Annotated in this window: 14 protein-coding genes; 10 read left to right on the top strand and 4 right to left on the bottom strand. The window is 57.7% G+C overall.

Features of this window, described 5'->3' with window-relative positions; all coding sequences use genetic code 11:
* Positions 1-4: 4 nt before the first annotated feature.
* Both tal and BVK86_RS08365 read right to left on the bottom strand, forming a co-directional pair.
* On the bottom strand, positions 5-931 hold the full coding sequence (gene tal, locus BVK86_RS08370; RefSeq protein ID WP_075945972.1) for a transaldolase: 927 nt from the start codon (positions 929-931) through the stop codon (positions 5-7).
* Between the two features lie 201 nt (positions 932-1,132).
* Positions 1,133-2,095, bottom strand: a complete 963-nt coding sequence (locus BVK86_RS08365) for a glycosyl hydrolase family 5 (RefSeq protein ID WP_075945971.1) — start codon at positions 2,093-2,095, stop codon at positions 1,133-1,135.
* 293 nt (positions 2,096-2,388) lie between these two features.
* Here BVK86_RS08365 and BVK86_RS08360 point away from each other — a divergent pair, with 293 nt between their 5' ends.
* Genes BVK86_RS08360 through BVK86_RS08325 form a run of 8 tightly spaced genes read left to right on the top strand, consistent with a single transcriptional unit; the run spans position 2,389 to position 11,879 of the window.
* The gene (locus tag BVK86_RS08360; RefSeq protein WP_075945970.1) at positions 2,389-2,829 is read left to right on the top strand and encodes a low molecular weight protein-tyrosine-phosphatase; all 441 of its coding nucleotides are present in this window, start codon (positions 2,389-2,391) and stop codon (positions 2,827-2,829) included.
* 39 nt (positions 2,830-2,868) lie between these two features.
* Positions 2,869-5,097, top strand: coding sequence for a polysaccharide biosynthesis tyrosine autokinase (locus BVK86_RS08355; RefSeq protein ID WP_075945969.1), 2,229 nt, complete (start codon positions 2,869-2,871; stop codon positions 5,095-5,097).
* A 40-nt stretch (positions 5,098-5,137) separates the two neighbouring features.
* Positions 5,138-6,220 (top strand): glycosyltransferase, encoded by a 1,083-nt coding sequence (locus BVK86_RS08350; RefSeq protein ID WP_075945968.1) that lies wholly within the window; start codon positions 5,138-5,140, stop codon positions 6,218-6,220.
* Between the two features lie 15 nt (positions 6,221-6,235).
* Complete coding sequence (locus BVK86_RS08345) at positions 6,236-7,348, top strand: polysaccharide pyruvyl transferase family protein (RefSeq protein ID WP_075945967.1); 1,113 nt, start codon at positions 6,236-6,238, stop codon at positions 7,346-7,348.
* On the top strand, positions 7,345-8,577 hold the full coding sequence (locus tag BVK86_RS08340) for an MATE family efflux transporter (protein WP_075945966.1): 1,233 nt from the start codon (positions 7,345-7,347) through the stop codon (positions 8,575-8,577). Before BVK86_RS08345 ends, BVK86_RS08340 begins: the two co-directional genes overlap by 4 nt.
* Complete coding sequence (locus tag BVK86_RS08335) at positions 8,568-9,671, top strand: hypothetical protein (RefSeq protein ID WP_075945965.1); 1,104 nt, start codon at positions 8,568-8,570, stop codon at positions 9,669-9,671. The genes BVK86_RS08340 and BVK86_RS08335 overlap by 10 nt, the downstream gene beginning before the upstream one ends.
* Before the next feature lie 12 nt (positions 9,672-9,683).
* Complete coding sequence (locus BVK86_RS08330; RefSeq protein ID WP_075945964.1) at positions 9,684-10,721, top strand: acyltransferase family protein; 1,038 nt, start codon at positions 9,684-9,686, stop codon at positions 10,719-10,721.
* A 27-nt stretch (positions 10,722-10,748) separates the two neighbouring features.
* Positions 10,749-11,879, top strand: a complete 1,131-nt coding sequence (locus BVK86_RS08325; protein WP_075945963.1) for an SGNH/GDSL hydrolase family protein — start codon at positions 10,749-10,751, stop codon at positions 11,877-11,879.
* Positions 11,880-11,894: 15 nt separating this feature from the next.
* Here BVK86_RS08325 and BVK86_RS08320 read toward each other — a convergent pair whose 3' ends face one another.
* Together BVK86_RS08320 and galU are read right to left on the bottom strand one after the other, a co-directional pair.
* Complete coding sequence (locus tag BVK86_RS08320) at positions 11,895-12,305, bottom strand: phosphohexomutase domain-containing protein (RefSeq protein WP_075945962.1); 411 nt, start codon at positions 12,303-12,305, stop codon at positions 11,895-11,897.
* 63 nt (positions 12,306-12,368) lie between these two features.
* Positions 12,369-13,202 carry a UTP--glucose-1-phosphate uridylyltransferase GalU gene (gene galU / locus BVK86_RS08315; RefSeq protein WP_075945961.1) on the bottom strand — a complete coding sequence of 278 codons (834 nt, stop codon included), beginning with the start codon at positions 13,200-13,202 and terminating at the stop codon, positions 12,369-12,371.
* Between the two features lie 391 nt (positions 13,203-13,593).
* On the opposite strand from galU, the gene galE reads away from it, so the two are divergent.
* Both galE and BVK86_RS08305 read left to right on the top strand, forming a co-directional pair.
* Positions 13,594-14,610, top strand: a complete 1,017-nt coding sequence (gene galE, locus BVK86_RS08310) for a UDP-glucose 4-epimerase GalE (RefSeq protein WP_075945960.1) — start codon at positions 13,594-13,596, stop codon at positions 14,608-14,610.
* A gap of 231 nt (positions 14,611-14,841) precedes the next feature.
* Entirely contained in the window at positions 14,842-15,078 is a 237-nt protein-coding gene (locus BVK86_RS08305) for a hypothetical protein (protein WP_075945959.1), read from the top strand.
* Positions 15,079-15,135: the final 57 nt, after the last annotated feature.

Here is a 15,135-nt window from a genome sequence, read left to right as displayed (position 1 = left end):
CAGATCACAGCTTGGCTTGCAGCAACGCCTCAAGCTTTTCCTGGTCACGAGCAAACTGACGAATGCCTTCAGCCAGTTTCTCGGTCGCCATGGCGTCTTCGTTGGACAACCAGCGGAACTGCGCTTCGTTCAGGGTCAGGCGCGCTTCACCGGCCTGGCCCGGCGCCAGTTTGCGTTCCAGCTTGCCGGTATCCGCCGCCAGCTTGTCGATCAGGTCCGGGCTGATGGTCAGGCGGTCGCAACCCGCCAGTTGTTCAATCTGGCCCAGGTTACGGAAGCTTGCGCCCATCACGACGGTTTTGTAGTCGTTGGCCTTGTAATAGTTGTAGATGCGGGTCACCGATTGCACGCCCGGATCATCCGCGCCGGTAAACTCGTTACCGGTGGCTTTCTTGTACCAGTCGTAGATGCGGCCCACGAACGGCGAAATCAGGAACACACCGGCGTCGGCACATGCGGCGGCCTGAGCGAAGGAGAACAACAGGGTCAGGTTGGTCTGGATGCCTTCCTTTTCGAGGATCTCGGCAGCACGGATGCCTTCCCAGGTGGAGGCAATCTTGATCAGCACGCGGTCGCGGCCAATACCCGCCGTTTCGTACAGCTCGATCAGACGGTGCGCACGCTTCAATACGGCGTCAGTGTCGAACGACAGGCGCGCATCCACTTCGGTGGAAATACGCCCCGGGATCACCTTGAGGATTTCTTGCCCTACCGCGACGCCAAAACGGTCGCTGGCCAGGCCTACATCGCCCTTGCAGTCGCTGACGCAAGCATTGAGCAGCTCGGCGTAAGCGGGGATGGCAGCGGCCTTGAGCAGCAGGGAAGGGTTGGTGGTAGCGTCTACCGGCTTGACGCGGGCGATCGCTTCGAAGTCGCCGGTGTCGGCAACCACGGTGGTCATTTGTTTGAGTTGTTCCAGCTTGGAAGTCATGGGCGTGCTCTGTCCTATGGGTCTGATGACATTACCCGAGCGCTGACAGCCACTCAAGGGTGTGTACGTGTATCGATGGCCCCTGCGGCAACAACCTGAAAACGATTGTTTGAAAGGTGGGGCGCGGTGTCGATGAATACGATGCCAAAACAACTCACAGGTTCAAAGCAACCGACCTGCGCACAGATCGGTTGCGCAGGCTTACTCTGCATTGAATTGACTTTCGACGGTGATTCTTGCCGGTTTCGGCTGCCCGTCGGAGGTCAGCAAACCGAAATTCTTCTCCCGGTCGTTGCTGCCTGAGTCGCTGTTTTTCCATTCATAGATGGAGGTCAGCGGGATGTTGAGCTTTTTTACATCGGCTATGAACGAGCCGATTTTGCTGGCTTGTCCTTCGACGCCGCCGTTGGAGGCGAGTGCCGAAATGCCCCATTCGCTGATCACGCCCGGCAGATGGAAGTTCTGCTGGATAAACGCCTGCGCGTTGCTGATCTGTGTGCTTGTCATGCCATAGGGGTGGTAGGAAATGGCGTTCAGGCATTTGGGGTATTCGCTGACGATGCGGTTCAGCGCCACGGTCGATGCAGATCCGGCCGTCGGTGGGCGGGCGAAGCCGAAGCCCACTCGGGGCGTCGCTTGCGGTTTGTCTTGCAGCGACTTGCACATGGCGCTCATGAACGGCACGAAGGTCGTGTCGAAATTGCGCGTCGGCCAATAGGTTTCGAGGTCCGGCTCGTTCCAGATTTCAATGGCCACGAGTTGAGTGCTGTAGGACGTTTCCAGCTTTGTCACGGTGTTGGCGAAGGATTCGCCAGCGGTTGCCAGTTCACTGAGGTTGCCTGACGCGGTCATCAACGGCTTGATGGCGCGCACGGTCAACAGCACCGGCAGGCCAGCGGACCTGGCGGCCGCAAAGGCATCGCTGACCTGTTTCTGATATTTCGCACTGCCCAGGCTGTCGCTCCATACACCGAAGCGCACAAAGCTGAAACCGGCCGCTTTGATCTGCCCGGCGTCGGCGGCGGAAAAGTTCTGAATCTTGACCTGCACGCCAACGGTCCGGGTGGGGAGGTTAGGGAACAGTTCGCTGGCGTGAACCTGAGTCGTCGCACCCAGCGCTATCAGTGTCAGCGCGCCGAGTCCTTTGAGATGTGCTGATTTCATGTCTGCTCTCCTGATGAGAAGTGACAACTTCGAATAGATATCTCTTTACTTATGTTTCGATAATGAAGGAGGTATGAAGTGCACGAATGTTATTTTTTGTCGGAAAACCATGAGCTGAAAATCACAGTTATTTTTAGTCCGGTAATTGTGGTTGGGGGGCTTTTGAGCGCTGTGGTACTTAATGCTCCGGTACTAACAGGTCGAATCTATTTCTGAGTTCAGGAAGATCCTGAGGGTTCATTAAGATCCTCTCGAGATGTTGGCCGTTTGACATTACACGGGAAAGTAAAACCTTGTTCAGAAAGATCCTTGTCGTCTGCGTGGGCAATATATGCCGAAGTCCGACAGCAGAGCTTTTGCTGCGTAACGCGCTGGCCTCTTCAGCGATCACGGTGACCTCCGCAGGCCTGTCCGCAAGGGTTGGCGAGTCCATGGAAGCGTCGGCCCGGCAAATTCTCGAAGACCATGGGCACTGCGCCGAAGCGTTCACGGCGCGGCAATTGACACCGGACATCGTCAATGAAGCAGACCTGATTCTGGTCATGGAAAAAGAGCATGTAAAACAAGTATTGAAGATTGCCTCTCACGCGAGGGGCAAAGTTTTTCTGCTCGGTAAGTGGCAGAGCGAGCGCGAAATACAAGACCCGTATCGTCGAGGCAAGGCCGCTTTTATTCATGCCCATGCATTGATTGAAGATGCTGTTAGCTCATGGGCGCAACGCCTCGCGCGTTGATAAATATTCTTCAGATCAATGAATGGTAAGAACAGACTTATGCAGTTACCGTCCGTAATCGGCACCCGTGACAACGATCAAGACAGCATTGATCTTCTCGGCATATTTGGCAGTTTGATCGATCAGAAATGGTTGATCGGCGCGCTCACCGGCGCCTTCATGGTGACCGGGGTTGCCTATGCGGTATTGGCGACGCCGGTGTACCTGGCGAACGCGCTGGTGCAGGTCGAACCGAAGAAGAACGACATGCTCGGGTTCTCCGATCTCAACAGCATGCTCGGGGGGCAATCGCCCTCGGTGACCGAGATCGGCATCATCAAGTCCCGCGCGGTGATCGGCAAAACGGTCGACGACCTGCGCCTTGATATCGACGTCACGCCCAACACTTTCCCGGTCATTGGTGGCTTTCTCGCCCGGCGTTATCGCGGCGAGACCGAGTTCAGTGTCGCGGCGCCACGTTTCGGTCTCGACAGCTACGCCTGGGGCGGTGAACGCCTGGAGATCACCCGGCTCAATCTGCCCAAAGAACTGCTGGGCAAGAAACTCACGCTGGTTGCCGGTGAGCAGCATCGATTCCAGTTGTTTGATGAGAACGACAACCTGCTGGCGGAAGGTGTTGCTGGACAGGCGTTCGCCCAGGACGGCGTAGAGGGGTTGATCGCTCAGCTGTCGGCGAACCCAGGCACGCGTTTTGAAGTGGTGCGCAATCCACGGATCGTGACCATTCAGGGGTATCAGGAAGCGCTGGATATTTCCGAGCAAGGTAAGGAATCGGGAATCATCCGTTTGGCCCTGGCGAGCTCCGATGCGGCTGAGGCGGTGAAAATCCTCAACAAGATCGCTGCGTTGTATGTGCAGCAGAACGTGCAGCGCACCTCGGCGGAAGCGGCGCAGAGCCTGCAATTCCTGCAAGGCCAGTTGCCCCAGGTCAAGCGTGATCTGGCCAAGGCCAGCGATGCGCTCAACCGTTATCAAACCCGTGGCAAGACGGTCAATATTTCCCTCGAGACCCAATCGGTGCTGGAACAGGTCGTCAGCCTGGACACGCGGATCTCCGAGCTGAAAATGCAACAGGCGGAACTGGACCGCAAGTTCACCCGGCAGCACCCGGCGTATCGCGCGCTGATGACCCAGCTCGGCGAGCTGACCCAGCAACAGAAGGCGCTGGAGAGCAAAGCCCAGGACTTGCCTGCCACGCAACAAGAGTTGCTGAACCTGACCCGCGATGTGGAAGTGGCGTCGCAGATCTACACGCAACTGCTGAACAAATCCCAGGAGCTGGACATTGTCCGGGCGGGGGCAGTGGGCAATGTGCGCTTGATCGACAGCGCGGACGTCGACCTGACCAGCCCGGTCAAACCGAAGAAAGCCTTGATCGTGCTGATCGCAACTTTCCTCGGAGCGTTTTTCGGGGTCGCGCTGGTGTTGCTGCGCAAATCCCTGAGTCGCGGGCTGGAAGGGCCGGAAGCCATCGAGCAACTCGGTTTGCCGGTGTACGCTTCGATTCCCTACAGCGCGTTGCAGCAGGAAGAGGACAGCAAAAAAGGTCGCGCCCGGGACGGCGTGGACAAACCGGCCTACCTGCTGGCCCTGCGCAACCCGACGGATCTGTCCATCGAGTCGATTCGCAGCTTGCGCACCTGCCTGCACTTTGCCGGGCTCGATTCGACCAACAACCGCATCATGATTTCCGGCCCGAGCCCGCAGGTCGGCAAGACCTTCGTTTCTTCCAACCTCGCGGCAGTCATGGCGCAAAGCGGACAGCGCGTGGTGCTGATCGACGCCGACATGCGCAAGGGCCATCTGCACAAAACCCTGAATACACCGATTACCAACGGTTTGTCCGACCTGCTGGTCAAGCGCTGCAGCATTGAGCAGGCGATCAATAGAGTCGAAGTCGACAACTTGCATTTCATCAGTCGTGGCCAGGTTCCGCCCAATCCTTCCGAGCTGTTGATGCACGCCAACTTCCGCGAACTGCTGGCGCAACTCAGCGAGCGCTACGACCTGGTGATCATCGATACGCCGCCGCTGCTGGCCGTGACCGATGCGGCGATTGTCGGTCGTGAAGCGGGCATCAGCCTGATTGTCACGCGCTTCGGGGTGAACCCGGCCAAAGAGATCGAACTGACGATTCGTCGCTTCGCCCAGAACGGCATCGAGTTGAAGGGCGCGGTGTTCAACGGTGTCGAGAAGCGCGCGGCCAGTTACTACGGCAACGGCGGCTACGGCTATTACAACTACGAATACGCGTCCGACAAATCCTGAGTGTCAGCGATTTTTCTTTCATGTTTGAAGTGGGTGACTTGTGAAAAAAATATTGCACGTGGCTGAGACAATCAAAGGTGGTGTCGCGACGGTAATCCGCACGATTTCAGCTTCACCCGAAGGCGACGCGGCCAAGTATGAGCTGGTCTATCTGGTGCCTGAGGATCAGGAAAAGGAACTGCACGGGATTGCCGCGCAACAAGTCCGCACCTTTGCCCGGACCGGGCGCAATGTCCCGTCGTTGCTGCGCTTCGCCTGGCGGTTGACCCAGGTGATGCTCAAGGAAAAACCCGATGTCGTGCATTTGCACAGCACCTTTTCCGGGGTTATCGGGCGTTGCGTGTGCGTGCTGTTGCGACCTTGGCGCAAGCCGAAAATTGTCTACTGCCCGCATGCCTTTTCGTTCCTGATGGAAAGCTCGCCGACCAAGCAAAAAGCCTATGCGTGGATCGAGCGGGTGTTGCAGAAGGTCACCGACGTGATCATTTGCGTCAGTCAGTACGAGCTGGATAAAGCCGCGCGATTCGGCATTCAGCGCAAACGCATGAAGCTGATCTACAACGGCATTCATCATCGGGACGAAGCGGCCAAAGCGAGCAATCCCGAACCGATTCATCTGCTGTTCGTTGGTCGTCTCGACTACCAGAAAGGCTTCGACGTGTTGCTCAAGGCGTTCGCCAACGTCCAGCGCAGCGATCTGAAACTGACTGTGGTGGGCAGTGCCGTGAACGAAGATTCGGTCGAGTGCCCGCCAATGGAAGGGGTTGAATACCTGCCGTGGGTGACACCGAACGAAGTCCAGGCGCTGTATCGAAAAGCGGATGCGCTGATCGTGCCGAGTCGCTGGGAAGGTTTTGCCATGGTGCCGCTCGAAGGCATGGCCATGGGCTTGCCGGTGATTGCCAGCAACTGCACCTCGCTGCCCGAGTTGGTCACCAACGAGGTGTCCGGCTACGTCTTCCCCAGCGGGGATCACCAGGCGCTCGCCGATGTGCTGAAGAAAATCCAGAAGCCGCGGTTGCTCGACCTTGGCAGCGAAGGGCGCAGCATCGTCCGTGAGCGCTTCAGCGCCGCGTTGATGATCCGCCAGACCTATGACCTGTATCGCGCCCCCTCTTTTTAAGTAGAACTCAAGCATATGAACGTAACGATTTTGCATGGCTACAGTGCGTCCAACTCCGGTGACGGTCTGCTCGTGGATCTGGCCATTGCCCTGGTGCAGCGAAACTTTGGCGACGACACTGCGATCAGTGTCGTGGCCTCCGATCCAGAGTCCTTCAGCTACTTGCCGCACCCGCGCTTCGACGCGCCGGTGATGGCGGCCAAGGGGCTGGGCCGGGTCAAGCAAGCGGTATTCCTCAACCAGTCCTACGCCGGACTCGCCGATCTGTTGAAGAAAACCGATTTGATAGTCGGCGTCGGCGGCGGCTACATGCGCTCCAAAAGCGCCTTCGAACACATCAAGTTGAAACTTGGTCACGCCAAGCAACTGGAAACGGCGATCCTCAGCAAAGTGCCGTCGGTCTACCTGCCGCAAAGCATTGGCCCGTTCCACGGCGAGAGCAGCAAGATTGTCGAGCATTACGCCAGCGCCGATGCGGTGTTTGTGCGTGACAACAGGTCGTCGGCGATTTTCGATGCCTGCGAAAATGTCTATCGTGCGCCGGATCTGGCGGTCCAGTCCCTGGCAAGCAAAATCCTCCAGCAACCCAAGTTCACCCGCTGCGCCTCTTCACCGGCCACGGTGTGTGTGGTGCTGCGCAAGCCGCCGGAGTGGAGCAAGGAAAAGAAAGTCGCTTATGTGGCCAACTTGAAATTGCTGCTGCAGCGCTTGAAGAACAAGAGCAAAGTGGTTTGCGCGGTGCAAAGCGCGGTGCGCGGTAACGATGACGGCGCGTTCTACCGCGAGTTGGGCATTACCGAAGACCTGCTGCCGTTGAAGGCGACGCTGGCCAAGTATCAGCCGGACCTGGTGATTTCCGTGCGCCTGCATGGCGCCATCGAATCGCTGCTCTCCGGCGTCCCGGCGTACCACATCAGCTACGAGCGCAAAGGCTTCGGCGCCTATCAGGACATGGGCGTGGAAGACTGGGTGATCAACGGCGGCGACATCGATGTCGATACCATTATCAACACGGTCTACGCACCGAACGCACTGTCCGGTTTCGGCAAACGCCTGACCGATACCTGTCGCGAGATCGAAGCGAAAACCGTGGCCATGGACGACATCATCAAAGGTGTCGTTCGATGATATTTCGGCTATTGCTTCGCGGCGGGGCATTAGGCGCGAAGTTTTTGCTGGTGTTGGCCATCACCCACTACCTGGGCTATGAAGCGCTGGGCTTCTATGGCGTGGTGGTCGCGGCTTCGTTGATCGCTTCGAAGTTCTACAGCGTCGGCTTCAGTTCCGAGATCAATCGGTTGATCAGCGTCGGTGGTACTTCGCGACGGGTGGTCGACAAGGTTTTGCTGCTGTATCTAGCGGTAGGGTTAGTACTGTCGATGGTGACGGTGCTGATTTACTTGCTGTTCCAGCAAGTCGAGGCAACGACGGCGCTGATCCTCTGCGTGACGCTGGTTCTGTTGACCGAACACCTGTCTTTCGAAATCAATTCCTTCGTGTTTTCCGCGCAGAAAGCCACGGCGGGTGCGCTGCTGTTTTTCGTCAAGACCGGTCTTTGGGCGGTGTTGGCGGTGGGCGGGATGATGCTGGGCTGGGTGTCCGGGATTGCCAGCGTATTGTGGCTCTGGGTGGCCGCCAACGTGCTGGTGATCATCGCCGGTTACCTGATTGTGGTGAACGTGCATAAAGGCCGGGAGGCCGGCGCGCTGGCCACGGCCACCGTGTGGAAAGCCGGGTTGCCGTTCTATCTCGGCACCGGGCTGATCGCGTTGAGTCAGTATGCCGAGCGCTTTCTGATCATTGATCTGGAACCCTACGCCAGCCTCGGTAAATACGTGTACGCATGGTCGGCGGCCAACACCTTGCAAGCGTTGTCCTATGCGGTGGTGGCGGTGGTCGGAATTCCGGTGCTGGCCAAGCGTTTTCAGGCGGATCAACAGCCGTTCACGGTCCGGCAGTTGTTCATCAACAAATGGGTCATGCGCTCGCTGGTGGTGTCTGCCGCGGTGGCGGTGCTGATTTATCTGTTTTTCAATGTCGTCCTTGATTACGTTGGCGCGGCAGTGCCGCGGCCGGACAACGCCATCCTCGGCGTGTTGATTTTTTCCTTCGCCCTGCGCGCCATCGGTGACATCGTCTGGGGTGGGTTGATCGCCTCGAAAAACAGTCGGGTGTCATTGGCGAGCGCGGTCATCTGCCTGCTGGTTTCAGTGCCGGTCAGCTTCCTGCTGATCAAACACTATTCGATCTACGGTGCTGCCTGGGGCAACGTCTTCGCGATCATTGTGCAGCTCGCTGCGATTGCTCTGCTGACCCGTGTGACCGGCGCGAAAAAGGCTGCTCTGTCATGGGCCTGAAGCTGCCGTGCATCGAGTTTCGCGGCAAGAAACTCGACTCGTCGATTTCGTTTTTGATCCTGTTCACCGGGTTGTTTCTGTCGGTGGCCATGCCACTGTTGGTCCCGCGTGATCCCGGCCCGGATGCCATGACGTTGTGGTCGTCCTATGCACGCGCCGACAACTGCAACTTCTGGAACCCGTTCTCGCCGGATCGCTCTTCTTATGAGTGCTCGGCGTTTCTGTTGCGGCCCACCGGGATCAACCTGACCAATGCCTGGGCCTACGGCATGTTCTGCAATTTTTTCCTCACGGCGATTCCGGTGGTGGTGTTCCGCCGCATGCCATTGGCGATCTTCGGCACCCTGTGCCTGTGGGGCATCGTTCGCTCGTTTTTCCTTGAGAACCTGACCAAGGAAATCATTGTGTCGGTAGCGGTGTTGAGCATTTTGCTCAGTTCGCTGACGCACAAATATCGCGGCGGATTTTTCCTCTCGGCGGTGATCTACGGCGTGTTGATCCGGCCCTACTGGATTCTGTTTTCACTGTCCTGGGTCGGCGTCTGCGTGATGAAGAAATACGTCTCGCGCTTCACCTTCTTCCTTATGCTGTTCCTGTTCTACCTGGCGGTCGCCATGGCGATCCAAGTGGCGCTCGGGTTTCCGGTGTCGTCGATTCGCGCCAGTAACAACGAGCTGCGAACGGCGGGCGAGGAGGGGTCGAAATCGTTGATCGTCTCGTGGCTCAGCGGCAGCGACTTTGTCTCGCAGGCTCTGGATTCGATGATCATTTTCTTCCGACTGTCGTTTCCCGTGGAGCTGATCCTGTTGTCCGGGCCGGGTCAGGTGATCTTCGTGGCGTTGATGATCATGACCGCGTTGCTGCTGTTCAAAGTCATCACCTCCACCGATTACAAGGGCGCGCCGATCCAGACCAAACCCAAGGAACTGATCGCGATTCCGCTGGCGTTTTTGCTGGTGCAAGGCTTGTTCGAACCGGATTTCGGCTCCTTCGCCCGGCACTTTTCCATGGTGGTGCCGGTGCTGTTTGTCGGCCTGGGATTGATGCTGCGGGCCAACAAACCCGTGCAGGTTGAATCAAGAATACTGAATTGAGGCAGGTGCTTTATGTCGAGCAAAAAAAAGTCCCTGGAAATAGAAACCCTGCGTGGCCTGGCGTGCCTGTTGCTGGTGCTCTACCACGTCATCGGCCCGTTGGGCGGCGGTTTGAAAATTGACCTGGGCTCGCCGTTCCGGGTGATCGCCGACTCGATGGTGTACGTGCGCATGCCGCTGTTTACCTTCATCTCGGGCTACATTTATTCGATCTACAAAATCCGCGGCAATGATTTTCCAGCATTCATCAGCGGCAAGGTGCGTCGGTTGATCGTGCCGCTGTTTTGCGTGGGCGTGCCGTTTTCCGTATTGCAAGCGGTTGGCCCGGGGGTGAACAAGGACGTCGGTGTGATCGAGGCGTTGTTGTCGTTCTGGGTGCCGATCAACCACTTCTGGTTCCTGCAGGCGGTGTTCATCATTTTCATGTTCGTCGGCTTGCTGGAGTGGCGCGGATTGCTTCGATCGGCGACGCGCTTGTACCTGTTGTTTGCCTTTGCGGCGGTGGTGTTCCTGCTGCCGCCGTTCAAGGTCGATGCGTTCGGCATCAACGGCGCGATCTACCTGCTGCCTTTTTTTGTGGCGGGGATGATCGGCCAGGAAAACGTCGAGGCATTGAAGCAGCGGTTCAAGGTGATCGGCCCGCTGGTGTTCGTGGTGATCTCGCTGACGCTGTTGTACGTGGCGGCGGTGGATCGCGAGTTGATCGTCGACCGTCGCAGCCTGATCGGTTTGACCGTGGGCTGCGTGTCCTGCATCGCGTTGCTGTGCAGTGACATGCGCTCGAAGTGGTTGACCTGGCTGGGCGGCTATTCCTATACGATCTTCCTGTTCCATGTACTGTTCGCAGCCACTTCGCGGTTTGTCCTGGGGCGGTTGGGCGTGAAGGATGAAAGCCTTCTGGTGTTTGGTGGTGTGGCCTGTGGTTTGCTCGGGCCGGTGGTGTTGTCGATGATGTTCAGTCGGTTCAATTTCACCTCCGTGCTGTTTCTCGGTGAGCGCGCAGCGACTAAAAAAGCCCCGGCGAACATCACTCCGGTGGCGCAGACTTGATGATTGTCCGAGGGAAGGAAGCCGTGCATGTTGGCAGTTGATGACGTCCAGCCTGTCGCGGCGTCGGTGGTCGAGGTGGGTGACGCCCGCGAGCGTTTTGCTCAGTGGCGCGAAGGCAAGACCGGCAAGGTGCTGTCGATCTCGGTGATCGGCGACAGCTACAGCGCCGGGCAGGATTTCTATCTGAATAAACTGGTGCAGCGCGTGTCCGGGGAGGCCGGTTTTGCCGGCCCTGGCTACGTCGGCTTCAACCACGGTGCGGCCCTCGGCGGTACGCATTTCAAATACACCCGCAGCAGCGAAAAGTACTTTGGCGGCGGCTGGCAGGTGTCCGGCCTCGGCCAGGCCAGCCCCGACAGCCGCACGGTGACGGGGCGCCCCGGCGCCTGGCTGCAGATCGATGCCAGCCCGACACCGTCCATCAACACCGCTGTGACCCAGGCAAAATTGCTCTACCTCGGCAACGGCGAGCCCAGCGAGATCCGCTATCGCTGGACGCCATCCCAAGACTGGCGACCCTTGACGCTCGGCGGCTCGGGGGTTCAGGAAGTGCCGTTGCCCGACGCATCACAGGCAGCGAACTGGGCGCTCAGGCTGGAGGTGGTGAAAGGCGCACCGACCCTGTTCGGCCTGTGGATGAGCAATGATCAGGGCGGTGTGCGGGTTTCCAAACTGGCGGCGTCCGGCGCGGCGTCCGCTGACTTCTACCACGGCGACTTTGCCTGGCAGACGCAGTGGAAAGCGGCGGTGTCGAAGATCCCTGCGGACATCTATTTGATCATGCTCGGTGGCAACGATCAGGGCTTCGGTGTGAAGCCGGAGCAGTATCTGGAGAACGTACAGGGGTTGGTGGGGATGATTCGCGAGATCCAGCCAGCGGCGAGCATTAACCTGATCCTGCGGCAGGAAACCACACGCTCCAGTGCCTATCCGATGTCGGCATATGCGCAGGTGTTGGAGCCATGGGCGCGCGCGAAACATCTCGGTTACGCCGATCTGCAATGCGCGTTCGGCAGCGACGTCAAACGCTATGCCGCCTCCATGATCGGTCCGGACAAGATTCACCCGGTTCCGGCCACGGGTGGACGACTGATTGCCGATTACTTCTATCGCTGGATGGTAGGTGGGCAAGAGCGCTGCGATTGGGGCTTGAAGTAGGCGTTGCCGCAGTGGTTAGCCTTTCTCGAACGAGTCCAGGTGACTTAGCAACTCTGCGGTTTTGAGCGGCATCAATTGCGTCGCGCAGCGGGTTTCCACATTGATGAGGATGGCCGGTTCGTTGCAGCAAATGCGCACCCGGAACCGCCAGTCACTGAATATCACTTTGAGGCCATCGCGGTCATCCACTTCCAGCGCCTGCTCGCCGTAGAGTTTTTTCAAGTGGGCGAGGAGAGGGTAGGGGTCGCGTAGCGGGCGGCGGATGTCGCCCGATGAGGGAAACATGCCGATCCGCTCCACCAGCAGCGTGGTGCCCAACCACGGCTCGTTCGCGCTGGGTAGCGGCTGATGGCGGGGCAACCAGGTCATCACGCCGAGGTTGCCCACCTCCAGTTCAATGTCTGCCGAGTGTTTTGCATTGTTCATGATGGCCTGCCTGGGTGAAGAGTGGGCGTGGTTGTGCGTGCAGCAATGAGTCGGGGTGGTCCGTCAAAGGCCCTTGAGGTACACGTTGTCGTAGCAGAAATTGGTCGCTTCGAGATAACCCTCGGCGCCGCCACAATCGAAGCGCATGCCTTTGAACTTGTAGGCCAGCACGCAACCGTTCTGCGCCTGTTTCATCAACGCGTCGGTGATCTGGATTTCCCCGCCTTTGCCAGGTTGGGTGTCGGCGATCAGATCAAAAATATCCGGCGTCAGGATGTAGCGGCCGATGATCGCCAGGTTGGACGGCGCGTCTTGGGGGCTGGGTTTTTCCACCATGTTGTTGACCCGGTAGATCCCTTCGGAGATCAGCTCGCCAGCGATCACGCCGTATTTGTGGGTCTGGTCGTGTGGCACTTCCTGAATGGCCACGATCGAGCAGCGGAATTTCTTGTAGAGCTGGATCATTTGCGTGAGCACGCCGTCACCTTGCAGGTTCAGGCACAGGTCATCGGCCAGCGCCACAGCGAAGGGCTCATCACCGATCAACGGGCGGCCGCTGAGAATCGCGTGACCCAGGCCTTTCATCTCGACCTGACGGGTATAGGAAAAGGTGCACGTGTCGATGAGTTCGCGGGTGCCGGCGAGGAACTTCTCTTTTTCGGTGCCACGAATCTGGTGCTCGAGTTCATAGCTGATGTCGAAGTGGTCTTCGAGTGCACGCTTGCCCCGACCTGTCACGATTGCCATGTGTTGCAGGCCGGCGTCCCGAGCTTCTTCAACGGCGTACTCAATCAACGGCTTGTTGACGATGGGCAGCATTTCCTTGGGCATGGCTTTGGTGGCCGGCAAGAAACGCGTGCCGTAGCCGGCAGCGGGGAACAAACATTTACGAATCATAAAAGTATCCTGGACAGTCACGGCACGCCGTTAACGGCTGCGCGCAATAACAAGTGATTGCAAGTTCAATGATTATTGAAGGAGTACTTTAATACCCGAGTCGGGTTGTTAATGGCAATTAGCAGTGCGCGCAGAATGCGTCAATGTTATGAGATGTCGGTTTGATACTTGTTAGTTATTTTTAGTCGGTATCTGTTGATAGTGAGGAAAGCACTGGAGTGCTAATAAGTACCGGGCAATACAGTTTGACCTGCAAAAATATTTATTGCCAGTCGTTGAACTAAATTTGTTTTAGGTTGTTGTCGCCCTTGTTTGTGTGGTGCGCCACACATTTTCAATATATGGGGCTTGACACACTACTGAGTACTTATCTCTCTCTATGGACCGCACTATGAAAATTCTGGTAACGGGTGGAGCCGGGTATATCGGCTCGCACACCACACTCGCACTGCTTGAAGCAGGCTATGAAGTTGTAGTGCTGGATAATCTTTGCAACAGCAGTGATGCGGCCTTGCATGCGGTGGAAGCCATATGCGGCAAAAGTGCAATGATGATTCGCGGTGATGTGTGCGACCGGGCATTGCTGGACCGGATTTTTCGTGAGCACACCATTGATGCGGTCCTGCACTTTGCCGGGCTCAAGGCGGTGGGTGAGAGCGTGCGCAAGCCGCTTGAGTATTACGAGACCAACGTCAGCGGCAGCATCACGCTGTGCCAGGCGATGGCCGCTGCCGGGGTGTTTCGCCTGGTGTTCAGCTCGTCGGCCACAGTCTACGGCGCGCCGGAACAGATGCCGATCCGCGAAGACTTCCCGACAGGCAATCCGACCAACCCTTATGGCCAATCGAAGCTGATTGTCGAAAACGTGCTGCGCGACCTGAGCCTCGCTGAGCCGCGCTGGAGCATCGCCCTGTTGCGTTACTTCAACCCGATCGGCGCCCACGACAGTGGTCACATGGGGGAAGACCCCAACGGCATTCCCAATAACCTGGTGCCTTATATCAGCCAGGTGGCGGTCGGGAGCCTGCAGGAGTTGTCGATCTTCGGTAACGATTACCCCACGGTCGACGGCACTGGCGTACGTGACTACATCCACGTCGTGGACCTGGCGGACGGGCACCTCAAGGCATTGCAGTCCATCGCCGGGCGCACGGGAATCCATACCTGGAATCTCGGTACGGGCGATGGCTACAGCGTGATGCAAGTGCTGCGTGCATTCGAGGAAGCGAGTGGGCAACCGGTGCCGTTTCGCATGATGCCGCGTCGTTCGGGTGATGTTGCCCAGAGCTGGGCCGACCCTTCCAAGGCCGCGAAAGAGCTGGGCTGGAAGGCGACGCGCACTTTGCAGCAAATGATGACCGACACCTGGCGCTGGCAATCGAATCATCCCAAGGGTTATCTCGGATGATGTCGTTTTGGCCTAATGTTATTTCCAGTCAGGTTGTTAGATAACGTCGGGAAAATACACTGGAAATGCCTTTTGCATGTCCGTAGATATAAACCTGCCGTTTGACGTTTATCAGTCAGGTAGGACTGTGAATGAATGACGGATCTTGTTCGCACTTTTCGCGACTTGAACTCTACCAACTCTAACGGAACATCCGGTTTTAATCGGATCAAATGTTAGAAAGGAGTTGATATGAAAAAAGTGATGGCGATTGCCTTGTTGACGATGTTGAGCAACTGGGCTGCCGCAGCTGAAACACCGCTGACTGCGGTGACCAATGTAGGTGGCAGTGTAGCGGCTTCTCAAGCCCCTGCAGCCAGTACTGCAATGGTTGCCAGTGCAATAGCGGCGTCCAATAGCGGTGGCAGTGCCAACGGCGGTACCACCGGTACGACCGGTACCACCGGTACCACCGGCACGCATAACTAACAGAAGTTTTGTTAGTGCAGTACAGGGTCGCCCGACGCAAGTCGGGTGACTTCTTTT

It is taken from the genome of Pseudomonas reinekei, from assembly GCF_001945365.1.
Classification (GTDB): Bacteria; Pseudomonadota; Gammaproteobacteria; order Pseudomonadales; family Pseudomonadaceae; genus Aquipseudomonas; species Aquipseudomonas reinekei.
The sequence above is the reverse complement of the archived record's forward strand: the minus strand, read 5'-3'. Positions and strand labels throughout refer to the sequence as shown.